The organism is Streptomyces sp. ICC4, from assembly GCF_003287915.1.
In the GTDB taxonomy this organism is placed as follows: domain Bacteria; phylum Actinomycetota; class Actinomycetes; order Streptomycetales; family Streptomycetaceae; genus Streptomyces; species Streptomyces tritrimontium.
This window is the reverse complement of record NZ_CP030286.1, coordinates 6,202,761-6,224,444: the sequence shown is the minus strand read 5'-3', so window position 1 is coordinate 6,224,444 and position 21,684 is coordinate 6,202,761. Positions and strand designations below refer to the sequence as shown.

Below are 21,684 nucleotides of genomic sequence, written 5' to 3'. Positions count from 1 at the left end.
TCTTCTCCTGGGCCATGCGCATCGCGGACCTGGGCGCCGGTCACAGCACTAGTGCGGCGTCCGGCTCAGGTGGCGCCGGACGCCGTCGCCGAGTGCAGGCGGGCGCCCGGGCCGGTCAGGCGGATGCGCAGCTCCCGTACGGTCACGGGGTCGATCCGGTGGACGCGGCGGACTCCGACCGTGTGGCCGGATGCGATCAGCCGTCCGTCCGCCCACACCTCGTGGCCTTCGACGTGCTGCCCCCGGGTGAGGTCCTCTCGCAGTTCGAGGTGGTCGGCGCGGACGGGCGGGTCGAAGACCGCCGAGACCTCCGTCCCGTCGGGCGTGGGCACGGCCGTGAGCGCGGCCTCGCGCGGATCGCCCAGGCGTCGTGCCAGTTCGGTGGTGAACTCGAGGAGCCGGGACCGGTCCGCGTCGTCGATGAGCCCGCGCCGGTCGGGCGGGACGCCCAGCAGCAGGCCCGCGCCCAGGCCCACCGAGGAGTACCAGATCTCCAGCAGGTCCTCGCGGCTCTTGAGGGTGTCGCGGTCGTCCGGCTGCCAGAACCAGTTCGCGCGGACGGGTACGTCGCATTCGGGCGGCAGGTAGCGGGCCGCTCCGAGCTCGGCCGGCCGGTCGTCGTAGAGGCTGATGCCCGTGGAGTCGGTGACGTAGTGGCAGGGGTCGGTGGCGAGGCCGTCCTCGTTGCCGATCCAGCGGATCGTCGGGAGGCCCATGTTGAAGACCATGGCGTCGGGCTGGTGCCGCTCGACCACGGCCATGACGGCCTCCCAGTCGTACGTGCGGCCCTCGGAGCCCGCGCCGTCGAACCACAGCTCGTACAACGGTCCGTAGCGGGTGCAGAGTTCGGTGAGCTGGCGGAGGTAGAAGGCGTCGTAGGCGCCGGCGTCCCCGTAGCAGTCCGCGTTGCGGTCCCAGGGCGAGAGGTAGAGCCCGAGGCCGAGGCCCGCCTCCCCGCAGGCCTCGGCCAGTTCGGCGACCACGTCGCCCGCTCCGTCCTTCCAGGGTGCGCAGGCCACGGAGTAGGCGGTGGTGTCGGTCGGCCAGAGGCAGAAGCCGTCGTGGTGCTTGGCGGTCAGCACGACGTACTTCGCTCCGGCCTCGACGGCGGTACGCGCCCACTGGCGCGCGTCGAGCTCCGCGGGGTCGAAGGTGGCCGGGTCCAGGGCGCCGTCGCTCCATTCGGCGCCGTTGAAGGTGTTGATGCCGAAGTGCAGGAAGAGGCCGAACCCGGCCTGCTGCCAGGCGAGTTGCCCGGGCGTGGGGATGAGTAGGTCGATGGGGTCGGGCGTCATGGGGGCGCTTTCCTGGGGCGGCGGCGGGCGTTCAGGCCGAGTGGGCGAGGCTCGCCGGGTGGACGGCGTGGGCGAAGGGGAGTCCCCGGGCGTACCGCTCCAGTTCCTCGGCCGCGCACGTCGCGAGCCGGCCCAGTTCGTTGCCGAGGGAGCCGGCTATGTGCGGGGTGAGCAGCACGTTGGGCAGGTCGTACAGCGGGGAACCCGCGGGCAGTACGTCGGGGTGGGTGACGTCGAGCACGGCGTGCAGGCGGCCGGAGAGCAGTTCCGCCGTGAGCGCGTCCGTGTCGACGAGCGATCCGCGCGCGGTGTTGACGAGGGTCGCGCCGTCGCGCATCAGCGCGAGGCGTCCGGCGTCGAGCAGGTGGCGGGTCTCGGGGGTCTGCGGGGCGTGGACGCTGACCACGTCGGCGCGGGCCATCAGCTCGTCCAGGCCCACCGGTTCGACCCCCAGGGCCTTGGCTTCGCCCGGTTCCAGGTACGGGTCGTGGACCAGCACGTGGGCGTCGTAGGAGCGCAGGAGTTCGATGACGCGGCGGCCGATGCGCGAGGCACCGACGATGCCGATGGTCCTGCGGTAGTTGCCGATCCCGGGGTACAGGGCGAGGGGGTTCAGCTGGCTGCGCGCCTCGCGGTAGGCCCGCGCGGTGGTGAGGACCCGCTTGTTGGCGAAGACGATCGCGGCGACGGTGAACTCGGCCACGGGCCGGGCGTTGGCCTCGGCCGCGCTGGTGACGGACAGTCCGCGCCGCCAGGCGGCCTCCGTCATCATCCCCTTCACGGTGCCGGCGGTGTGCACCACCGCCCGCAGGGCCGGCAGGAGTTCGAGCGCCCGCTCGCTGAGGGGCGGGCAGCCCCAGCCGGTGAGGAGGACCTCCGTGTCGCGCAGCCGCGCGGGGTCGGCCGCGGAGAAGTCGGTCACGAGGAGTGCGGGGTCGAGGCGGGCGGTGGCGCCGAGGCGGGCCAGGATCGGCCCGTCCAGCAGGGCCGTCTTGGTCTCGTGGTCCATGGCGAGGACGGTGCGGGGCTTGCGGAGGTGCGTACGGCCTGCCGTTTCACGGCCGCCGGCCGGTTCGGGACTGGTCATTTCACTGCTCCCGCCGAGAGGCCCGAGCGCCAGAACCGCTGCAGGCCGATGAAGGCGATGGCGAGCGGGATGACGGTCACCAGGGATCCGGTGATCGCGAGCGAGTACAGCTCCGGGTTCTGGACGACGAGTTGGTTCCAGTTGTAGATGCCGAGCACCGCCGGGTACAGGTGGTGGTCGTTGAGCATGACCAGCGGGCCGAAGAAGTTGTTCCAGCTGGCGGTGAAGGAGAAGAGGAAGAGGGTCATGAAGCCGGGCAGGAGCATCGGCAGCGAGATCGAGCGGAAGACGCGGATCTCGCTCGCCCCGTCGATGCGGGCGGCCTCCAGGACCTCGCCGGGTACGTAGCCTTCGGAGAAGACCCGGGCCAGGTAGACGCCGAAGGGGTTCACGAGCGACGGGACGAGGATCGCCCAGTAGGTGTTGACGATGCCGACCTCGGAGGCGAGCAGGTACTGCGGGAGCGTGATGACGACGCCGGGTACGAGCGTGCCGATCAGGATCAGGCCGAAGAGGGCGCCCTTGCCGCGGAACTCGTACTTGTCGAAGCAGTAGCCGGCGGCGACGCTGATCAGCGAGGACGCGAGCGATCCGACGACCGAGTAGAGGACGCTGTTGAGCAGCCAGCGCCCGAAGATGCCGTCGTCGTAGGTGAACACGGCTTCGAGGTTGTCGAAGAGGTGGAACGCGCCGAAGCTGAAGCCGGCCGTCCCGAAGAGGTCCGCGTGGTTCTTGGTGGCCGCGATCAGCAGCCAGGTCAGCGGCATGAGGGTGTAGAGGACCGCCACCAGGAGCACGCCGTTGACCGCGACCTTGGAGGCCGTTCCCCCGCGCTGGCGCCTCTTGTCGCGCGGCCGGCTCCGCCGGTCTTCGGGGCCGGGTCCGGCCTTGCGCTCCGCCGGGGTGCCCGCGCCGGCGGCGCCGAGCGCGGTGGCGGCTCCGGGGCCGGGAGGGGCGTCCGCGGACGACGCCGAAGGGACCGTCCGTGTGCTCATGCCGAACCGCCTCGCTTTCCGATCCGGGTGACGACGTAGGAGAGGGTGCCCGCGACGAGGGCCATCAGGAGGGAGGCGGAGGAGGCGAGACCGTAGTCGTGCCGCTCGAACGCCGCCTTGTAGATGAACATCATCGGAGACCAGTCCGAGCCCATCGAGCCGGCCCGCTGGGAGAGGAGCATCGGCTCGCTGAAGATCTGGACGACGCCGACGCAGGTGAACAGGAGGGTGAGGAAGACCGCGGAGCGGATCATCGGCAGCTTGATCCGGAGGGCGACGCGCACTCCTCCCGCGCCGTCCATGACGGCGGCCTCGATGACCTCGCGGGGCACGGCCTGCAGGGCGGCGAAGAAGATGATCATGTTGTAGCCGATCCACTGCCAGGCCGCGACGTTCACCAGGGAAGGCAGGACGCTCCCCTCGGCGAAGAAGTCCCAGTGCCCGCCGGCCGCATCGATCCACTCCAGGACCGGACTCAGGCCGGGGGTGTAGAGGTAGATCCAGATGACCGCCGCGATCAGCCCGGGCACCGCGTGCGGCATGAAGACGGCGAACTGCACGAGGCGCTTGGCCTTGGCCGCCGCCGAGTCGACCAGCAGGGCCAGGGCGAGCGCGGTGCCGATCATCACGGGGATGTAGAGGGCGCAGTACGCGGCCACGTGCAGGAACGAGGACGTGAAACCGTGATCGCTCAGCGCCTTCGTGTAGTTCCCGAGCCCGCTGAAGACCCGTTCGGTGCCGCCGAAGCCGAGACCGGAGGAGCGCTCCGAGAAGAAGCTCATCCACGCCGCGTAACCGACGGGCAGGATCAGGACGGCGGCGAAGAGCAGGAAGAACGGGGCGAGGAAGACCACCACGGCCTTGCCCTGGCCGGGCCTGTGCGCGGCTCGACGCTCGGCGCCGCGCGCGGAACGAGTGAGTGGTGCTGCCACCTTGGGCTCCTTGGTGGTGCGCTGCGGAAGGACGGATGGGCGGAGGAACGCAGGGGAAGCGGAAGGGGCGGGCGGGGCCGGCCCGACCGGGCCGGCCCCGACGGCTCCCTACTTCGCGAGGTTGAGACCCCGGCCCTTGATGGCCTCCTCGGCGGCCTTCTGGCCTGCCGCGAGTCCCTCGGTCAGGCTGCCCTTCTGCCCGGCGTCCTGGATGGCGGTGTTGGTCGCGGTCTGCACGGGGCCCCAGACCCAGCCCGGGACGATGGTGTCGACCTGGGCACCGGCGATCTTGTAGACGTCGTCACCGCCGAAGAAGCCCTTGTCGTCGAAGGCCGCGGCGGCGATCGTGCGCAGTTCGGGGCTGGCGGGCAGGCTGCTGCTCGGCGATTTCAGGCTGCTGAGGCGGGCCTTGACGCCTTCGGGGCTGATGGCCGCCCACGCGGCGAACTCGGCGGCCTCCTTGACGTGCTTGCTGCCCTTGGTGACGGCGTAGCTGGTGCCGCCGAACATGCCGGTCGCCGGGGTGCCCCAGTTCGGCAGCGGGGCGACGCCCCACTTGCCCGAGTCCTTGGCGAGGGCGGTCATCGTGCCGCCGGCGCTCCAGGAGGCGCCGATGAAGCTGGCCATGACCCCGTCGGCCTTGGCCTTGGCGAACTCCGGGCCGTTGATCTTCAGGTTCATCACCAGGTCGTCCTTGACCAGGCCCTGCCAGTACGACGCCACCTTCTGCGAGGGCGCGTCGTTGATGGCGACCTTCCACCCGTCGCCCTCGGTGCCGTACCACTTGGCGCCGGCCTGCCAGGAGAGCGCGGCCAGCAGCGGCGCGTCGTCGTTGCCCCACCCGCCGATGCGCACGTTCTTGTCGGCGGCCTTGATCTTCTCGGCGGCCGCCTTGTACTCGTCCCAGGTCTTGGGGACTTCGACGCCCGCGTTCTGGAAGAGGTCCTTGCGGTAGTAGAGGAGGTTCGGCGTCGCGTCGTACGGCACGGCCCAGGTCTTGCCGCCGAGCGTCACCCGCTCCTGGACGCCTTGGGGGAACTTCGCCTTCACGGTGGCGCCGGCCTGGGAGCTGATGTCCTCCAGGAAGCCCTGGCTGACGAACTCCGGGAGGGTCGGGTACTCGATGCCCGCGACGTCGGGGGCGTTCCCGGCCTTGATCGCGTTGCTGATCTTGGCGTATCCGTCCGGTCCGCCGGTGATGGCCGAGAAGGTGACCTTGATGTCCGGGTGGGACGCGTTGAACGCGTCCACCACCTGCTGGGCACCGCCGGTCCAGCCCCAATAGGTCAGGTTGACCGGCTCCTTGGGGGATCCGGCCTTGGGGCCTTCGCCCTTGGACGCGGCGCCCCCGCTCCCACCGCAGGCGGTGGCGAACAGGGCCAGTGAGAGGGTGGCGAGGGCGACGCGGGAGGTACGGGAAGTGAGCTTCACTGCTCTGCTCCTCAGATGCGAGCCGTCGATGCGGCGAGGTGATGCACATCATTCGGCCAGACAAGAAGCGAGTCAATAGAAAAGCAAAGCTTGAGAAAGAAAAGCGAAGTAACGGTTAAGTTTCGCTGGACGCGCGGACCCGCAGCTCGGGGAGGATGGCGATCCGACGCCGGGGCCGGCCGGGCTCCCGCAGCCTGCGGACGAGCAACTCCACTCCCGTGACCCCCACTTCGTGCTTCGACGGCGCCACCGCGCTCAGCGGCAGATCCGCGAGCGAAGCCACCTCGTCGTCGTAGGAGACCAGGGCCACGTCGCCCGGCACGGACAGCGAGGCGCTCCGCAGCCGCTGGGACAGCACCACGGCCTCGTGGTCGGGATGGACCAGCGCGGCGTCGATCCGGCCGGCCCGCACCCCCTCGATGAACGCGTCCACCGCCCGCTCGTAGGCGGCCTCGCCGGCGTCGTGCTCGGCGAGGTCGAGGAAGAGCGCGTGTCCGGACACCTCGGGGCCCGCCTCGGCCACCGCCGCGTCGTACCCCTCCTTGATCCAGGGCGCGGTGGGGGTTCCGCCGCGCATCACCAGGGCGATCCGGCGCCGCCCGGCGTCCAGGAGGTGGCGTACCGCCAGCCTGGCGCCGTAGCCGTGGTCCGTACCCACGTGCTCGCAGGCGGAGGCGTGCCGCTCGGGGCGCCGCTCCACGAGCACGACGGGCACCCCCAGCTCCTCGTACCACGGGGCGCCGGGGCCGCCCTCGGCTCCGACAGCAGAGGGGGCGGGGCCGTCGCTTAATCACATCAACACCCGCCGGCGCCATAGCGCCCTCGGCTACCTCTCACCCGCCGAATTCGAACGGCAACACCAGCGAGGACGTAAACTCACACTCGCAGCATGACCCCCGTGTCCACACTCCGGGGGACACCTCACTCCTGCCGAACCGGCTTGAAGCCTCTGCCATGTGCTGCGCAATCGGCCGTATCTCCACCCGAGTGCTGTGAGTGGCGCCGACAAGAATTCTCCGTGCCCTTGAGGCCGAAGCGCCTGCCCGCTAATTCGGGTGCTCGAACGACGTTCACCTGTGCGAGTGCTCATCGTCTCGCCTTCCGTATGCCGGGGTAGTACTGACTGCGTACCGCATCAGCCAACGCGAACCTCACAGGTACCGGCTCACCGTTTCCCGCACTGCGCGAAGTGGAGGGCCAAGGGCCGGCAGTGTGAATACCACACTGTCTGGGGTGTGTTGGGCCGCGGGAGCAGGAACGGCCCCGCCACCTGGTCGAGGCCACACCCATGCCGCCAGCCGCAGTATCGCGGCGCGCGGCAGACAATGGATAGGTTCTCTCATGCTCCGTCGTACCCGGACTGCCACCGTAGGCGCCCTCACCCTGGCCGCCGTACTCGCCGGCGGCACGATCACGGGAAGTACCGCCTCCGCCGTGCCCAATACATGCGGTGGTGCCCTGAGCGACTACGTCGGCCTTCTCGCTCTCGACACCCCGTTCGTGGGCACGGCCAAGGTGCCGGGTGAATCCCGCGCGATGACCATGACGCCCGTCTTCCTGAGCAATGTCCTCCGGGTCGAGCTCGGGACCGGTGACGACGCCCGAGCCAAGAGCAGCAGCTTCTCCCTCGCCGTCAACGCCAGCGGACAGGGCGTCATCAGCTTCCGTACCTACGCAGGGCAGGGCGACAGCACCGAGGTCGTCTGTAACCCGGCTTCACTCTTCCCGACCCGTGTCGTCAAGATCTTCGGCACGGTGAAGGTCGCCGGAGTCGACAACCGAGTCGACTTCGCAGTCAGCCGCGCCTGAACGATCGGCCCCTCGCATCGCCTGAGTCGCCACGGCACACAGGGCTGACTCAAGGTCAGGGTGATCACCGGCGTCATCGGCCACGACGGCTGGTGATCCCCTGGAGGCTGTCGTGTACGCAACGAAGCATCTCCGGTTGACGGGGTGACCTCACAAGTGAAGTTTCCCCAAGGCCGGGTAGTTACTGAGCCTTTCCAACCTGACTGTGGGGTTGTGGGGTTGGTCGGTGCGGGCTGTACGGAACGACGAAGCTCCGTGGCGACCCCTGCGGTTAGGGCCAGCGCGTCCGTGTAGGCGCCGAACCTTGCTGCGCAGCTCGCCGCGCTCGCCGAGCTGGGGATCGGCTGGGCGCGGTAGCTGGTGCAGGCGGGTAAGGCCCCGAGATCGTTACTTTCCGAGACAATCATTTTCGGGGCCGGACTGGAACAGATTCCCGACGCCACCGGCCCGAAACCCGGCCACTGGCGCACGGGAAGATGGCGGATTCCTGGACGCAAGTCGCCCGGCGGAGGCTGCGTCGTCAGGCCACCTGGTACCAGCCTGTCGAGGAGATGGTGGTCAGGGCGATGCCCCGGTAAGCCTGCCTTTCCCAGACCGAAGACCCCGGGCCGTACTCGCCGGCCATCTCCCTTGCTTCTGCTTCACTGTCTGCCACGTACTCCTTTCCTTTCGCTGTGCGCACCTTCCATTCGGGCATGGGCATTGCCGCGAGTCCAGGTCCCAGCATCATGATGATTTCTCCTGTGAGTGGTGGACGGTTTGGTGGTCTGAAGGGGTGGCACTGAGAAGTTTCTGCAACCGTGCGAGTTCGGATATGAGCACCGAACCGGCTCCGTGAGCCACTGCCTGTTCCAGGGCTCGCGGGACCATATCGGTGCGGCCGCACGCCAGCGCGAGTAGCCCTTGCAGTTCGTGAAGACGGCCGATGTCACGTGCCGTGCCACGTGTGCCCCGGGCAAGGGGGCCGAGGACTTGCTCGGTCAGGTGGGACAGGCGGGTCAGGGTTGCACTCATCGCCACTACCGTCCGGTAGTACACGGCTTCAGCGTGACGCCCGGTGTCCTCGAGGCGCGCTGAGTATGAGGCGATCTGCTCCGCGCCACCAAAGTGAAGAGCGAGCTCACACATCAAGCTCCAGCTGTCCTCAACCCGTTCCGTGAGGTAGTCAGGAGCATCGTCGGGGCAGTGCGCCATGGCCGTGGCCAGGCAGGAGAAGAGTTCCTGGGCCTGGGTTGAGTCGGAGAGCGCCGCCAGTTCGGCTCTTACCTGATAGAAGACCCATTTCGGATTGTCCGGCTCCTCGACGCGACAGAGTCTGAGCAGGCTGGTGTGACGTTCCTCTTTGCTCTGTTCCGCGATCACCTCGGGAAGGTATCCGTAGTGCGTAAGGCGGATAGGCAAGGCGACCGTGGCAGGCTGGTTTCCCGCCGCGTCGTAGGGTCGTTCGTGGATGCGGCCGCGATAGCGCAGCGTCGTCTGCGCCCGCAGTATCCGTGGCAGGTCGGTGGAGTGTCCGGCCCTGTCGTGCACGTCCTGAATCTCTGGACAGCCGACGAGGTCGGGGTGGGATTGGCGGTGGTCGAGCTGTGCCAGAACCTGCCGAACGGTCGTCGTCCCCGAGGTAGGGGCGAGGACCTCATCGGCGTCGACCATGAGGATCCATCCTCGGTGGATGTGGGAGAACGCCAGGTTCCTCTGGTGCGCGAAATCCGAGCGCCAGGGTGCGTGGACCACGCGGACGGGCAGAGGCTGGCTGGCGGCGATGGCAAGCGTTCCGTCCGTGGACCCCGAGTCGATCAACAACACTTCATCAACGTCTGCGCTCAGAGCACGTAGGCATGCACCGAGCCTCTTCTCTTCGTTGTAGGTCAGAACCACTGCGGTGACCTGCGGGTTCGGGAGCTCGGAGGACATGTCAGAGCTCGCGTGTGGGGGCAGTTGGCGCCGGCTGGAGGGAGGGCCGGGCGTCCAGAGCGACGATTTGATCGAAGGCGAGGTCCACTGCGCTGGTGTGCGAGACGACGATCTTTGTTGCGGGTAGGGCCGCGAAGTTGGCCCAGATCCGGTGAACGGTAGTGTGATCGATCCCGCTGAAGGCCTCGTCGAGAAGGTAGACGTCGGGGTTGCGGAGAATGGCACGGGCCAGGGCAAGTCGCTGCGCCTGCCCGCGGGACATGCCAGTGCCGTCTTCGCTCACGAGCCAGCTCAGTCGGCCGGGGAGAGTCTCCAGAACCTCGTCGAAGCAGGCGAGTCGGCAAGCGCGGGCGATGTCAGTATCTGTGCCGGCCACACCAAGCGTGAGGTTCTCCCGTACGTCAGCGGCCACGAGGAACGGGACCTCGCTCAGGTACAGAATCTGTCGATCCGGCGTGCGCCCTCCCATCTGGACGGCCATGGTTGAGCCGACCTGAATGGACCCTCCGGTGGGGGCGAGGAGGCCGGCCATGGTCCTCAGCGCTGTGCTTTTGCCTGATCCGTTGGGGCCGGTGAGGAGCACGGAGCTGCCTTGCTCGGCGGTGAGTGTGAAACCGTCGAGCGCCGGGCGGGCCGCACCGGGGTATGTGACGCAGAGCTCCTTGACCACGATGTCGGTACGCGCCGGTGCCGAATTCGGGGCCGACACGGAACATGGGATCCGGTCTGGATTCGGGTTCATGGCACCTTTCTGATTCATGACGTCCCGATAGCGCCCCAGGGCAGCCTGAAGCCGCTGGAGGGTGATCTGAAGGGTGGTGAGGGCATCCACCGCGGCCAGGAAGTATCCGGCCAGGGCGACTGAGGAGAAGACCTCTCCGAGGCTGACGACTCCCGCCATGGCCTGGCGGAGGGAGAGCCACATGACGAAGACGGTGGTGAGGCCGAGGTTGGCGGTCTTGATGGCGGAGTGGCGGGTGCCGAGGAATCCCAGGCGCTGTTCCGCTGCGATCCTTCGCGCGAGCCGTTCGTTGACGCGTTGCTCGGTGAACCCCCGGGCCTCCAAGGCGGCTATCTGCTCGTGGTGCTGGAGGGTGTTGGTGAATTCGGCCTTGAGCGTGGCATCACGTTGCAACGCCTCTTCGGCCAGTGCCCGGATCTGTGGGTAGTGCCACAGAGAGATCAGGACACTGCCCACGAGCGACGCGGTGAGTGCCAAGGCGACGTACGTGTTGCCCTGGAGTAGGTACGCCCCGACACCAATGATGACGCCTGTGTCGACGGCGGCGTAGACGGTGGTCGAGGCGGCCACCGTCTGGATCTGCTGGATGTCGTCCAGCCGGCTCACCAGGTCGCCGGTGCGCCGGCCTTGATGAAAGGAACTGGGGAGGCCCAGCAACTTGCGGGTGAAGTGCAGGGAGAGGCGGCGCTGCATCGATTGCGCCAGCGTCACACTCATGCGGCCTCGCAGGTAGTTGGCGCCAGCGGCGGCGAGGATCGCTCCGCCGGTCAGGGCGGCCAACGTGTCCACCGGACCCGGCGATCCGCCGGGAACGACGCGGTCGATGGCCACCTGCATGAAGATGCCGACGACCACGGTGACCGCCGCAGCCACAGCGGTGAGCCCGAGTATGGCCAGGAGCACCGGCCAGGAGGCGCGGACGAGGGGCCAGACGACCTGCTGCGTGCCGGAGCCGGCAACTCTGACACGGACGCCGGGCCGCCTGGCCGGGCGTGGTGTGATCAAGGTGTCCCCGGTGAACACCTCCGCGAGGTCATCCGCGCTCATGCGCGACGGCCTTGAAAAGAGAGGATCGCTGACGGTGAAGCGGCCTTCGTCCGCAGCGTGCACGACGATGAAGTGCGGACGGCTGTCGATATGCACTCTGATGATGGCCGGGCCGGCTACATCGAGCGCGGTCCGCAACTGGCTCACATCGAGGCGCAGGAGCTCGCTGTCCAATCCGTACCCGGACAGCACCTGGCTCAGGCGCAGCATGCTCGCGCCACGGTTGCCGAGGCCGACGGACTCTCTCAGGAGGGCCGTGTCCACCGCAACCCCGTGCCGGCGGAGAATTGTGCGTACGCATGCCGGCCCGCAGTCCGTCTCTCCTGTTTGATGGGTATGAAACTTCCGGAAGCGCATCGTATATCTCTCCTGCGGCCGTTGCGCCCAGCCTGCGGTGCAGGCTGGGCGCAACAGTGTGGATCTATCGGCACTCGCGGTTGTAGATGTCCGAGTAGTTTTTCGGCGTGCCACCGCAGGAATAAACGGCACTCGTGAAGCTGAGCGTCTTGATGTAGGCGCACTGCGCAGCGCTCATCCCCTCGGCGAATGTCGCATCCGCCACCTCGGCCTCGAGGGCAGGGAAATTCATGGACCGAAGCTGGGTAAGGCTCATTCTAAATTCTCCAAAATTGACTGGAAGTTTCATGGGTGGACAGGGATCCGACGTCCGATGAAACAAGTGAACCATCGCTTGACATCCAGGGTTTCTACCGCTGAAATCATGTACAGATCCGACCGGATTTGGATACGTCGGATTCCCCACCATTCATGCCAGCCGAACCAGTGAGTGAGGATCTTCAGCGGTAGCTCTCCAGGGTGAGGATGGCTTTGGCGGCTTGGGTGAGCCAGTTGGGGCTGCAGCGGGCGCGGAGGAAGATTTTCCAGGTCTTGAGTCGTGCGATGCCGCGTTCGACGGGGTAGCGGAGTCGGGCGTGGGCCCGGTTGAGTGAGCGTTGCCCGGTGGTGAGGTCCGGGCGGGGCGGTCGTCGGCGGGGAACCGCGAACGTTCCACCGGCCCCGACGTAGCCGAGGTCGGCCAGAACCGGTGTCCCGAGGCGGATGTTGGCGTGGTCCCACTGTGACCGACACCGGAATCCATTCACTACCTCCTTTGGTTGACAACTTTCGATACCGCCGGGCGGGTCGGGCGCCCGACCGGAACCGAAGGGTCTGTCCATCGAACGGCTCTGTCTCACATTCGGTAGTAACGCTGAGCTGAGGTGATCCACGTGGTGTGGACACACCTTCCAGGATCTTGTTGATCCTGGAAGGTGTAGATCCACGTGGCAAGGTCCTCGAAGTACAGTGCGGAGTTCCGGTCTGACGCGATCGCGTTGTGGCGGACTTCGGTCGGCAGGCGGACGTTTTGGGACGTCGCGGCCGATCTGAACGTCAACCCCGAGACGCTGCGGACCTGGGTGCGTGATGCCGACGTCCGTCCGGCCGCCTCCGGCGCGTCGCAGGACACCGAGGCCGAGCTGCCCCGGCTGCGGGCGGAGAATGCCCGGCTGGCCAAGGCGGAGAAGGAATGGCAGCTCGAACGGGAGATCCTGCCTCGACAGGTTGTCCAACACGCTGCGATGTTCGTTGGTGGTGAACGTTTCTGCATGATGGTGTTCTCGGGTGAACAAGCACTCGAAGTTGTACATCGCTGGAGCCGTGATTTCCGCACTTGCAGCAGCGGCTTCGAATCCCCAACCCGCTGTCGCCAACTCTGCGGTCTCACATGTACGCGCTCCGGCCATCTCGTCGGACAGGAGGGTGCCTGGAGTCCCCGGCCCGTATCGCGCGGCTCCCGGTATTACTTCGAGCTCGGCGCCCCACAGTGAGTCACTCTCCCGCAGGGTCGGCGGAAGCCGACAGGTACGCTATTCCGCGGCTTCGGGCGCTCTTGCCGCAGTGGAGAAGGTTGTACCCGGCGTCGACTACCGGACGTTCACGGTGTCGACCTCTCACGGGGATACACGAGTGCACCTGCTGACGATCGATTTGGGCTGGCCCGGCGTGCGAGCCGGCCTGCTCCACCCGGGCGCGGTCTCCAAGAGGGACACCGTGTCCCGGATGGCCAGGGAGCGGGGTGCGGTTGCCGCCATCAACGGGGACTTCTTCAACATCAGCGAAGCGCAGCATCATGGCGTCGAGGTGACCTATGCCGCCTCAGGTCCGGCTGTTGCCTCAGGGCAGCCCATCAAAGCCGCTGTGCCTGAGGGGCAGAGATTCGGCTTGTCACCTCCCCGCGGGAGCACGACGGAGGACGTCATCGGTGTCGGACAGGACGGGGTGGCCCGAACCGGAAGGCTCACGCTGGAGGGGCACGTGCAGAGTCCGCACGGTCGGATGCCGCTGCGCGGCCTCAACCAGTATGCACTTCCGGTGGGTTCGGTTGGCATGTTCACCTCACAGTGGGGCCGGGTTTCCCGAGCCCGCGCTGTCTGCGGTACGGACGAAAGGCGTGGGGCGCCCTGTTCGCAGGACACCTACGAAGTGACCGTCCGAGACGGCTTCGTCCGGTCGGGGTCGCCCACACCCGGTACCGGAAGCATTGCTCCAGGCGAGCGTGTTCTCGTCGGCCGAGAAGCGGGCGCCCGTCTGCTGCGCAACCTTGTCCCCGGAACCCCGGTGACGATCGATTACCGTCTCGCCCCGCTCGGCAGCGGCGGCGCTTTCGATTTTGCGCTGGGCGGCCAAGTGCTGCTGCGGGACCACCGGGCTGCGGTCGGCCTGGACAGTGTCACCGCACAGCCCCGCAGCGCTGCCGGCATCGCCGATGGGGGCCGCACTCTGCGGCTGTTGTCCACGGATGGGCGGGAAGGCCGATCCAGCGGACTGACGGTGGACGAACTCGCACGGCTCCTCGCTCAGCTGAACTGCTCCGACGGTGTAAACCTTGACGGCGGCGCATCGGCGACCTTGGTGACCCGGGACTCCGCCTCAGGACACCTCCGCGTGCGCAACCATCTCGCTGGCGGCCTCGAGCGGCTCGTACCCAATGGCATCGCGATCACGTCAAACTGCACCGTTTCAGCTCCTCAGCGGCGCTGCGCTATTCGTGCTGGCCGGAGGTAATCTTCCGATCTTCGTGGCCAATATCTCGCCCAGTGGGGGGCCTGTGGCTCCAATTACCGAGCGGGATTTCGACGTCGCCATCGAAACCGCTTCGGTCGGGTCTGTCAAACGAGTGGCCGCGCGCAGGTAGTTCTGTTCGACCCAGAACAGCCGGTCGTGACTGAGCGCGTCGACGCCGTCGTGGACGATCGGTCGACGCCGACGTTGGTGGCCTCCGTGGTGAGCACGGCGTCCACGGACAGTTCGAGGTCGTCCATGCGGGAGTTGCCTTCCGAGACGTGGGTGAAGTCGCCGAGGTAGGGCACCCACGAGTTCACCTCCAACACCATTTCGGGTAGGCCGACGGCGGGCAGGCGGGCCTCGACCTCTTTGGGGAGCTCACGCAGGGAGGCGGGTTCGTCCAGGCGGTCCAGGCCGGTGAGGATGATGCGGTCGCGACCGTTTTGCTGTTCGATCCGTACGGCGGGGTTGGCGGCCAGGCGGTCGGCGAACTCACGGTGGGCAGCGTCCAGGCGGCGGGTCCAGCCCGCCAGGATCTTGTCGGGGTTCAGGTCGAGGTCGAGTTCCCAGCAGACGCGGGAGCGGGTTGCCCCCCACGCGGTGTCGCCCCGCAGCCGGGCGTTGGGGTCGCCCCATTTGCGCAGGCCCGGCACGTACACCTCGTGCCGGTGCAGGGCGGTGCGCGAGGCCTCGGTGGAGGCGACGATCAGGGCGCGCTTCTCGACGCTGGCCACGGGCATCGGCGGGGGGCGGGAAGACCAGGCGCCGCCAGGCGGAGGTCAGGAACCTGGCCGGGACCTCCACCCCTGGATGGGGCGGCGCCGTCCCTTGAGGGATTTCACGAACGCCAGCGCGTCCAGCACCGGGTCGCCCGCCGGGCTCGACTCGAACTCGAAGGTCTTGAGCAGGTCGGGCAGGAAGCAGGCGGTGGTGTTGTAGCGGGCGGCGAGCATCTGCTCGACGCCGTCGTCGGGCTCCTGGGCGAGGAGCTTGGCCGTCTCGGCCGCCGCGTGGAACGGGCCGACGTCCATGGCGTCGAGCGTCGCGCGGATGTCGCTTGAAGGGTCGGCGGCGGCCGAGGACACCGCGATCCACATCTCGCGCAGCAGGATCGCGGCGGCGTCCAGGTCTTTGAGGGTCCGCAGCCGCTGCTTGGTCATCTTGGTGCTGGAGGAGCGGATCAGGTCGCCCATCACCAGGTCGAAGCACCTCGATCGCCTCGTCCGCGGCAACCTGCGGCATCACCGCGGCGAACGCCACCAGGGTGGCCAGGCGCCGGTCCCCGGCGAGGTCGGAGACGGCCTGGGCGCGGGCGGCCCGCGCGAAGTGGACCAACCAGTGTCTGGAGCCGTCCGGGGGTATTGCAGGCAGGTCCCACGCCGTCCCGCCGAAGGTGTTCAGCGCCTCGTACCGCTCCATGACCTTGCCCACCCCGCGCGCGGTGATGTCCCGGGGTGAGCGCCGCAGCCGGCCCAGCTCGGACAGACGCTTGCCTGCAGGGACGACGACCAGGCGCTGCAACGCGGCGGCCTGCTCCTGGGTCGGGGCGGCGGCCAGCGTGGCCCACAGGCGTTTCTCGGCGCGCTCGCGCGAGCCGGAGAGCAGCCGTTCCAGGACGGCCACCCCGGGCAGCACCACCTTCTTCTCCACCAGGCGTTTGGTGGCGAGGTCGAACAGCAGGGTCGGGCGCTCGGAGCCGATCCGCGCCCGCTGGTACATCCAGCGGGCCAGTGCGAACCACTGGTCGAACTCGAACTTCGTGTACCCGTACCCCTCGCGCATCTGCTCCTGGTGGTCACAGCGAGTCTCTTTCATGTCGTAGCCGGCGAACTCCGCTGGCGACAAGTCCAGTTGCTCGGCGACGTAGTCGACCACAACTCCGGGTACCTGTTCGGGGTTGTCCAGGAACGTCCCCAGCTATCGGGCGGTCCCGAGCTGGACCGCCCAGCCGATCCGGTTCCGCGCGCCCTTGGCCGCCATCGCCCGGCGCCGGGTGGTCTGGTCGAGCAGGAAGGATCCGGCGAGCTGTCCCTCGTCCGGGTCCTCCCGCGAACCGGCCGAAGCGACTGCGTTGGTCCTCGCTCAGAAGGTGGTGGGCACCGCGCGCCCCTTGATCGTCAACTTGCCTCGGGCAGGTCGACTTCGGCCCAGCAGGTTTTTCCGTGTGCTTCGGGGATGGCTCCGCTGCGGACGGAGAGGGCCTCCACCAGGGCGAGGCCTCTGCCGGACTCCACGTCGTCCGTCGCGGGGCGCGCCCGGCCGGGAAGGTGGTGGCCGCCGTCGGAGACCTCGACGCGCAGGCGGCGCCGTCCGGGCCGGCTTGCGATCTGGAGAGCGAGGCCGATCCGGCTGCCTTGCGCGTGGACGATGGCGTTGGTGACGAGTTCGGAGACGATCAGTTCCACGGTGGTGGTCGTCGCCTCGTCCAGTGGCTGCCCCCAGGTGTCCAGCTGCTGTCTCACCCGGTGGCGGGCCGGGGCGACCTGGGAGGCGGTGGCCGGGAGGTCGAAGCGGGCGGTGACCAATGAGGCTCCTTGTCCGGTGGGGGGTGTGGGGTCGTCTGCGACGCTACAGACCGCCCACTCCCAAAACCTGACCCTTATGTCCATATATGCTCTAGGTCTTCCGATGGGGCTGTATCGAAAGTTCACAACCTTCGCCACATGCGCACCGCAGCCGGAGGCGGTCTACTCGCAGGCAGAGGAAGGCAAGGGGATCCATGAGCGAGCACACCTCCGGCTGGCGGTTGTGCCGCTGGGACGTCGCCCTGGCCGTCGGCGCCGCCGTTTACGAGGTACGCGATGTCCTCCTGCGCGGCTCCGGAGACCGGCGCTATGGCGAGGCCTGGTGGCCGGGCATCATCGTCTGGGCCGCGATGAGCGCCCTGCTGCTGCTGCGGCGGCGCTGGCCCGGCCCGATCGCCGCCGTCGCGATCGCGGCCGACCTGGCGAGTTTCTACCCCGCAGCCGAAGCCGTCGCCCTGTTTACCGTCGGCGCGCACACCCTCTCGCGCCGCCTGCAGGCCGGCCTGCTCGCCGCTTCGGCCCTCGGCCACACCCTGGCCTTCTGGTACGACCCCGACGTGACCATGCCCCAGCTGGCCCCGCACTACATCATCTTCTCCGTCACCCCCATGCTCCTGGGCCTCTACGTCGCCGCCCGCCAGCGCCTGCGCGTCAGCCAGGAGGAGCAGATCCGGTCCATGGAACTCGAGCGCGTACTCCTGGAGGAGCGGGCGCGCGCGCAGGAGCGGCGCGAGATCGGGCGGGAGATGCACGACGTGGTCGCGCACGGAGTGACCCACATGGTGTTCCGGGCGGGTGCGCTGCAGATGGCGGCGGAGAGCCGGCAGGCCGACTGGGTGGCCGAAGAGGCCGTAACGCTGCAGTCGCTCGGGCGGGGCGTTCTCGGCGAGCTGCGTACCGCGCTCGGACTGGTCGGCGGAGGAAACCACGGTGACCGGGCTCCGCTGCCCACGGCCGCCGGGCTGCCCGCCCTGCTGGAGCGGACGCGGGAGGGCGGCGTCGCGGTCACCCTGCGGCAGAACCACGACCTGGATTCGCTGGAACCGGTGTACGGGCGGACGCTGTACCGGATCGTCCAGGAGGCACTGACCAACGTCTCCAAGCACGCCTGCGGCGCCCGCGCGCAGGTGGACGTCGCCTACGGGCCGCAGTCGCTCACGGTCCGCATTCTCAACGGCCCGCCCTCGCAGCCGCAGGGCACGGCCCGCCCGGCCGACGGGTCCCTGCCCGAAGGCGGCCAGGGACTCCTTGGCATGCGCGAGCGCGTCACCCTCCTCGGCGGAACCCTGACAACGGGCCCGACCGGCGACGGCGGGTTCCGCGTGGAGGCCATCATCCCCCTGACCCCACGACATCAGCCCGCCCGCGCCAGGCCACCGCGGCCCGGCACCGGCACGGAGGTCGAATGATCCGCGTACTGATCGCCGACGACGAAGCCCTCATCCGGAGCGGCCTGGAACTCATCCTCGGCCTCCAGGACGACATGGACGTCGTCGGCGCCGTCGAGGACGGAGCCGCGGCCCTGGCCTCGGCACGCGAGCACGCACCCGACGTGGTGCTCCTCGACATCCGGATGCCCGGCACCGACGGCCTCGCCGCCACCGCCGCGATCACCGCGCTGCCCTCGCCCCCCGCCGTCATCATCCTGACCACGTTCACCGCCGACGACTACATCGACGAGGCACTGCGCGCCGGCGCGGCCGGTTTCCTCCTCAAGGACACCCCGCCCAAAGACCTCGTCGAAGGCATCCGCGCCGTCGCCCGCGGCCACGCGATCCTCTCTCCCGCCGTCACCCGCTTCGTCATCGACTCCCGGCACGGGACCGAGCCCGCCGCCGAGCATCCCCCGCAGCACGCGAAGGAACTTGCACGGCTGACCGGCCGCGAACAGCAGATCCTGGACCTGCTCGCCTACGGCATGCCCAACGCGGAGATCGCCGCGACCCTCCACATGAGCGAAGGCACCGTCAAAGGCCACGTCAGCCGCATGATGGCCAAACTCGGAGCCACCAACCGCGTTCAGGCCGCGCGCATCGCCTACGAAGCCGGACACCCTCACCACCGACCCGACAGGCCTACGCCCCGATAACCCCGCCTCCCGGTGCGCGGGCTCTCACAGGGAACCGCGACGGCTCTCGACGTAGCGGACCGCCTTCGCCGCCACGAGAAGGAGAGGAACCGCCGCGATTCCTCCGACGAGACCCCACACCACGGCGGCAAGGAGAGAGCGGTCCTGCAGGGATATTCCCAGCACCACCCCCAGCCCACACAGCACGGCCAGCGACACCGTGCGCTGCAGGGGAGTTCCCGAACCACAAGTCGATCTTGAGCATGGTTGATCACCTCACTACCGGTTGAAGAGGACCCATCAGCTGAAGAGGCCCGTGATCGCTCCGGCGACACCGCCGGCCACACCGCCGGCCACGGCCGCCGGGACGCACCCAGCTCCTCCGGCGAGAGCTCCTCCGACACATCCACCGATCATTCCGCCGGTGGCTCCCTTGGCAGCCTCGTCCAGCCACTTGGGGTCCGCGACCACAGGAAAGGCGGTCGAGGAATCCTGCAGGTGAGGCTTGAGATCGAACCGCTTCCAGATCCGGCCGACCGTCGATCTCGACAGCCCCGTGCGAGCGGCCATCGAGGCCCGTGGCCAGTGGGTATCCCGGCCCGGAGTGGACTCCAGCGTCGCCACGATCACGTCCTCGACCTGGTCGAGGAGAATCGAGGACGGCCGGCCCGGCCTGGGCTCATCGGCCAGACCGTCCAAACGGCCAGCGATGAAACGACCGCGCCAGCGATCCACGGTCGAGGTGTCGACACCAAGCTCGGCCGCGGCCTGCTTGTTCGTCCCGCCTTCCGCGCAACGCAGCACTATCCTCACGCGAAGCGCCAAGTACTGGGCGGTCTTCGCGCGCCTGGCCCACCTAGCGCGCGCACGCCCCCGTCCGTGGTCGCCTGTACCGCCAGATCCGTGGAAGGTGCAGCACCGGGGTACACGATCGTGCCCTTGCCCGCCTTCGTGCCCGCCACGTCACCGCCGCCCGGCAGACCGATCAGCGGGCCAGCGCCCTCACTCCACGGGGTTATTCGGGTACTCACGGAAGAATTTCAGCATTCGCAGCCGGAAGTACAAAAGGACGCCAAGAACGCCTACTGCCACGACTGACCCTGTGATGGCAATACTCAGCCACGTAGGGTGGATGTTAACCAAAGACATCGCACCCCACGGCACTACAGCAGCCACAACTACGAGCCACACGGCAGGCTTTCCGTCCGGAGCCGCCTGAGGTCCCACTCGCCCTTCTCCTTTCAACTCATTGACTTTCAACGCGCCGGCGACATCTGCGTCTAGCAGTTCTTCAGCCCGACGAAGGTGCCGGCCAAGGCTCCGCCTACGGCCCCGGGGCCGATGGCCTCAGGCCCGGCCAGGGCCGCACCCGCACCCGCGTAGATAGCGCCGTCCTGGCTTTGGCTGGCGACGCACTTGATCGTGTCCCAGTTCTCCCACGAAGAGGGGTCGTACCAGGGGTCGGCGACGACGGGGAAGGCGGTCGCGCCCGTGGTCTGTACCGACTGTACGAGAGTGTTCCCCTCCACCTGGTAGCTGGTGGGCACGCTCTTACCGTTGGCATCCTTGGCCCAGGGTGTGGCGAAGGCGCCGAGAACCTGACCATCCGGGCCGACCGCGGCAACCATGCCGGTGCTGGTCTTCACCAGACCGGCACCGGTCGGGAGCCCGATGAGGTATCGCTGCTGACGCGGGGCACTCTTGTCCTCCAACACCGCCAGAGCCCGCACTCCGCCCCCGGGTGTGGCCTGTACGGCCAGATCCGTGGAAGGTGCGGCACCGGGGTACACGGTCGTGCCCTTGCCCGCCTTCGTGCCCGCCACGTCACCACCGCCCGGCAGACCGATCGTCACAGACCCCCCGGCCGCCGTCTTCGCCCTGATGCCTCCGCCGGACCGGGACGGCACCGCGACACCCGCCGCCGGCCCCGTGTACACCCCGCCCGTACGATACAAACAGGGTGGATCGTCGGCCGCGTCAGATGTGTAAGAGGAACGGGGCCGGGAGCGGAGCCGCAGCCGGGGACTGGCCCACGGCCGGGGTCAGCAGGTCCGCGTGGAGTGCGCGGAGGGCGGGGCCCGGGGTGGTGCCCAGGCGGCCGGCCAGGTCGCGGCGGACCTCGTCGTAGGCGGCCAGTGCCTGCGCCGGGCGGCCCGTGTCGCGCAGGGCGCGGATCCGCAGGGCCTGCAGCGGCTCGTCCAGCGGCAGCCCCGCGCACAGCGCGGTCAGCTCGGGCAGGGCCCGTTCCGCCTCTCCCAGCGCCAGCGCGGCCTCCAGCCGGCCCCGGCGGGCCTCGCGCCGCAGCGCCTCCCAGCGGGCGGCCTCCGGCTCCGCCCCGGGCAGGGAGCCCAGCGGCTCGCCGCGCCACAGGGCGAGGGCCTCGTCGTACAGGGCGGCCGCGTCCGCCGGGGCGGCCGGGGCGGCCGTGGCCGCCGCGCGCGTGAGCCGCTCGAAGCGGTACAGGTCGATGTCGTCGCGGGCGCAGGCGAGCACGTAGCCGCCCTCCCCCGACCTCACCGCCTCGTGCCCGAGCGCCCGCCGCAGCCGTCCCACCAGCGCCTGGAGGGCGGCCGGGCCGTCGGCCGGCGGGTCGCCGTCCCAGACCTCGGCGATGAGCGAGCCCGCAGGCACCGCCCGCCCGGGCCGCAGCGCGAGCGCGGTCAGGAGCGCGCGCAGGCGCGGCCCGCCGACGGGGACGGTGCTCCCGTCGTCGCGGATGGCCTGGGTGGTGCCGAGAATCGCATAGCGCACCGGTCCATTGTCTCCGGCCCCG

General features: G+C 68.8%; 19 protein-coding genes and 2 pseudogenes. 5 read left to right on the top strand and 16 right to left on the bottom strand.

Translation table 11 applies throughout. The annotated features are described in order from the left end of the window. Window positions 1-65: 65 nt before the first annotated feature. From DRB89_RS29105 to DRB89_RS29080, 6 genes are all read right to left on the bottom strand, one after another. Window positions 66-1,295, bottom strand: coding sequence for an alpha-L-fucosidase (locus DRB89_RS29105; RefSeq protein ID WP_112448997.1), 1,230 nt, complete (start codon window positions 1,293-1,295; stop codon window positions 66-68). A gap of 31 nt (window positions 1,296-1,326) precedes the next feature. Beyond that, window positions 1,327-2,304, bottom strand: a complete 978-nt coding sequence (locus tag DRB89_RS29100; RefSeq protein ID WP_112453445.1) for a hydroxyacid dehydrogenase — start codon at window positions 2,302-2,304, stop codon at window positions 1,327-1,329. 74 nt (window positions 2,305-2,378) lie between these two features. Beyond that, window positions 2,379-3,149 (bottom strand): carbohydrate ABC transporter permease, encoded by a 771-nt coding sequence (locus DRB89_RS29095; RefSeq protein ID WP_239516882.1) that lies wholly within the window; start codon window positions 3,147-3,149, stop codon window positions 2,379-2,381. Between the two features lie 224 nt (window positions 3,150-3,373). Further along, window positions 3,374-4,309, bottom strand: coding sequence for a sugar ABC transporter permease (locus tag DRB89_RS29090; protein WP_239516381.1), 936 nt, complete (start codon window positions 4,307-4,309; stop codon window positions 3,374-3,376). A gap of 108 nt (window positions 4,310-4,417) precedes the next feature. Further along, window positions 4,418-5,740: an extracellular solute-binding protein gene (locus DRB89_RS29085; protein ID WP_112448999.1), complete on the bottom strand. Its 1,323-nt coding sequence runs from the start codon at window positions 5,738-5,740 to the stop codon at window positions 4,418-4,420. Between the two features lie 115 nt (window positions 5,741-5,855). Next, a complete protein-coding gene (locus DRB89_RS29080) occupies window positions 5,856-6,455 on the bottom strand; it encodes a substrate-binding domain-containing protein (RefSeq protein ID WP_112463478.1) in 600 nt (199 codons plus the stop codon). Window positions 6,456-7,081: 626 nt separating this feature from the next. Between DRB89_RS29080 and DRB89_RS29075 the strand changes: the two genes are divergently transcribed. Further along, window positions 7,082-7,549, top strand: coding sequence for a hypothetical protein (locus tag DRB89_RS29075; RefSeq protein ID WP_112451224.1), 468 nt, complete (start codon window positions 7,082-7,084; stop codon window positions 7,547-7,549). Between the two features lie 520 nt (window positions 7,550-8,069). Here the strand turns inward: DRB89_RS29075 and DRB89_RS43240 are convergent. The 4 genes from DRB89_RS43240 to DRB89_RS29060 form a co-directional block, all read right to left on the bottom strand. Continuing rightward, complete coding sequence (locus tag DRB89_RS43240) at window positions 8,070-8,279, bottom strand: hypothetical protein (RefSeq protein ID WP_162688775.1); 210 nt, start codon at window positions 8,277-8,279, stop codon at window positions 8,070-8,072. Next, window positions 8,276-9,463, bottom strand: coding sequence for a glycosyltransferase (locus DRB89_RS29070; RefSeq protein WP_112451223.1), 1,188 nt, complete (start codon window positions 9,461-9,463; stop codon window positions 8,276-8,278). The genes DRB89_RS43240 and DRB89_RS29070 overlap by 4 nt, the downstream gene beginning before the upstream one ends. Before the next feature lies 1 nt (window position 9,464). Continuing rightward, a complete protein-coding gene (locus tag DRB89_RS29065; protein WP_112451222.1) occupies window positions 9,465-11,609 on the bottom strand; it encodes an ABC transporter transmembrane domain-containing protein in 2,145 nt (714 codons plus the stop codon). A gap of 64 nt (window positions 11,610-11,673) precedes the next feature. Further along, window positions 11,674-11,865 (bottom strand): hypothetical protein, encoded by a 192-nt coding sequence (locus DRB89_RS29060; protein WP_112451221.1) that lies wholly within the window; start codon window positions 11,863-11,865, stop codon window positions 11,674-11,676. Between the two features lie 670 nt (window positions 11,866-12,535). On the opposite strand from DRB89_RS29060, the pseudogene DRB89_RS45010 reads away from it, so the two are divergent. Continuing rightward, a pseudogene (locus tag DRB89_RS45010) lies at window positions 12,536-12,778 on the top strand (transposase); the annotation flags it as partial. Between the two features lie 442 nt (window positions 12,779-13,220). Further along, window positions 13,221-14,318 carry a phosphodiester glycosidase family protein gene (locus tag DRB89_RS29045; RefSeq protein ID WP_239516380.1) on the top strand — a complete coding sequence of 366 codons (1,098 nt, stop codon included), beginning with the start codon at window positions 13,221-13,223 and terminating at the stop codon, window positions 14,316-14,318. 104 nt (window positions 14,319-14,422) lie between these two features. Here DRB89_RS29045 and DRB89_RS29040 read toward each other — a convergent pair whose 3' ends face one another. The 3 genes from DRB89_RS29040 to DRB89_RS29030 all read right to left on the bottom strand — a co-directional run bounded on the left by DRB89_RS29040 (window position 14,423) and on the right by DRB89_RS29030 (window position 16,843). Then, window positions 14,423-15,058: a Tn3 family transposase gene (locus DRB89_RS29040; protein WP_112451218.1), complete on the bottom strand. Its 636-nt coding sequence runs from the start codon at window positions 15,056-15,058 to the stop codon at window positions 14,423-14,425. A 39-nt stretch (window positions 15,059-15,097) separates the two neighbouring features. Beyond that, window positions 15,098-15,511 (bottom strand): hypothetical protein, encoded by a 414-nt coding sequence (locus DRB89_RS43825; protein WP_204357845.1) that lies wholly within the window; start codon window positions 15,509-15,511, stop codon window positions 15,098-15,100. 924 nt (window positions 15,512-16,435) lie between these two features. Further along, window positions 16,436-16,843, bottom strand: a complete 408-nt coding sequence (locus DRB89_RS29030; protein ID WP_162688773.1) for an ATP-binding protein — start codon at window positions 16,841-16,843, stop codon at window positions 16,436-16,438. A gap of 194 nt (window positions 16,844-17,037) precedes the next feature. On the opposite strand from DRB89_RS29030, the gene DRB89_RS29025 reads away from it, so the two are divergent. Then, a complete protein-coding gene (locus DRB89_RS29025) occupies window positions 17,038-18,252 on the top strand; it encodes a histidine kinase (protein WP_112451216.1) in 1,215 nt (404 codons plus the stop codon). Beyond that, complete coding sequence (locus DRB89_RS29020; RefSeq protein ID WP_112451215.1) at window positions 18,249-18,932, top strand: response regulator transcription factor; 684 nt, start codon at window positions 18,249-18,251, stop codon at window positions 18,930-18,932. The genes DRB89_RS29025 and DRB89_RS29020 overlap by 4 nt, the downstream gene beginning before the upstream one ends. A gap of 279 nt (window positions 18,933-19,211) precedes the next feature. Here DRB89_RS29020 and DRB89_RS29015 read toward each other — a convergent pair whose 3' ends face one another. The 3 genes and pseudogenes from DRB89_RS29015 to DRB89_RS29005 all read right to left on the bottom strand — a co-directional run. Continuing rightward, the gene (locus DRB89_RS29015; RefSeq protein ID WP_239516379.1) at window positions 19,212-19,724 is read right to left on the bottom strand and encodes a helix-turn-helix domain-containing protein; all 513 of its coding nucleotides are present in this window, start codon (window positions 19,722-19,724) and stop codon (window positions 19,212-19,214) included. A 467-nt stretch (window positions 19,725-20,191) separates the two neighbouring features. Beyond that, on the bottom strand, window positions 20,192-20,734 hold the full coding sequence (locus tag DRB89_RS29010) for a hypothetical protein (protein ID WP_162688772.1): 543 nt from the start codon (window positions 20,732-20,734) through the stop codon (window positions 20,192-20,194). A gap of 220 nt (window positions 20,735-20,954) precedes the next feature. Beyond that, window positions 20,955-21,662: pseudogene (locus tag DRB89_RS29005) on the bottom strand (BTAD domain-containing putative transcriptional regulator); the annotation flags it as partial. Window positions 21,663-21,684: the final 22 nt, after the last annotated feature.

What these genes read in the sequence shown, in the direction of transcription:
- DRB89_RS29105 (WP_112448997.1), bottom strand. Translation starts at nt 1,295, where the DNA reads ATGACGCCCGACCCCATCGACCTACTCATCCCCACGCCCGGGCAACTC.
- DRB89_RS29100 (WP_112453445.1), bottom strand. Translation starts at nt 2,304, where the DNA reads ATGGACCACGAGACCAAGACGGCCCTGCTGGACGGGCCGATCCTGGCC.
- DRB89_RS29095 (WP_239516882.1), bottom strand. Translation starts at nt 3,149, where the DNA reads ATGCCGCTGACCTGGCTGCTGATCGCGGCCACCAAGAACCACGCGGAC.
- DRB89_RS29075 (WP_112451224.1), top strand. Translation starts at nt 7,082, where the DNA reads ATGCTCCGTCGTACCCGGACTGCCACCGTAGGCGCCCTCACCCTGGCC.
- DRB89_RS43240 (WP_162688775.1), bottom strand. Translation starts at nt 8,279, where the DNA reads ATGATGCTGGGACCTGGACTCGCGGCAATGCCCATGCCCGAATGGAAG.
- DRB89_RS29070 (WP_112451223.1), bottom strand. Translation starts at nt 9,463, where the DNA reads ATGTCCTCCGAGCTCCCGAACCCGCAGGTCACCGCAGTGGTTCTGACC.
- DRB89_RS29065 (WP_112451222.1), bottom strand. Translation starts at nt 11,609, where the DNA reads ATGCGCTTCCGGAAGTTTCATACCCATCAAACAGGAGAGACGGACTGC.
- DRB89_RS29060 (WP_112451221.1), bottom strand. Translation starts at nt 11,865, where the DNA reads ATGAGCCTTACCCAGCTTCGGTCCATGAATTTCCCTGCCCTCGAGGCC.
- DRB89_RS29040 (WP_112451218.1), bottom strand. Translation starts at nt 15,058, where the DNA reads ATGCCCGTGGCCAGCGTCGAGAAGCGCGCCCTGATCGTCGCCTCCACC.
- DRB89_RS43825 (WP_204357845.1), bottom strand. Translation starts at nt 15,511, where the DNA reads ATGGGCGACCTGATCCGCTCCTCCAGCACCAAGATGACCAAGCAGCGG.
- DRB89_RS29025 (WP_112451216.1), top strand. Translation starts at nt 17,038, where the DNA reads ATGAGCGAGCACACCTCCGGCTGGCGGTTGTGCCGCTGGGACGTCGCC.
- DRB89_RS29020 (WP_112451215.1), top strand. Translation starts at nt 18,249, where the DNA reads ATGATCCGCGTACTGATCGCCGACGACGAAGCCCTCATCCGGAGCGGC.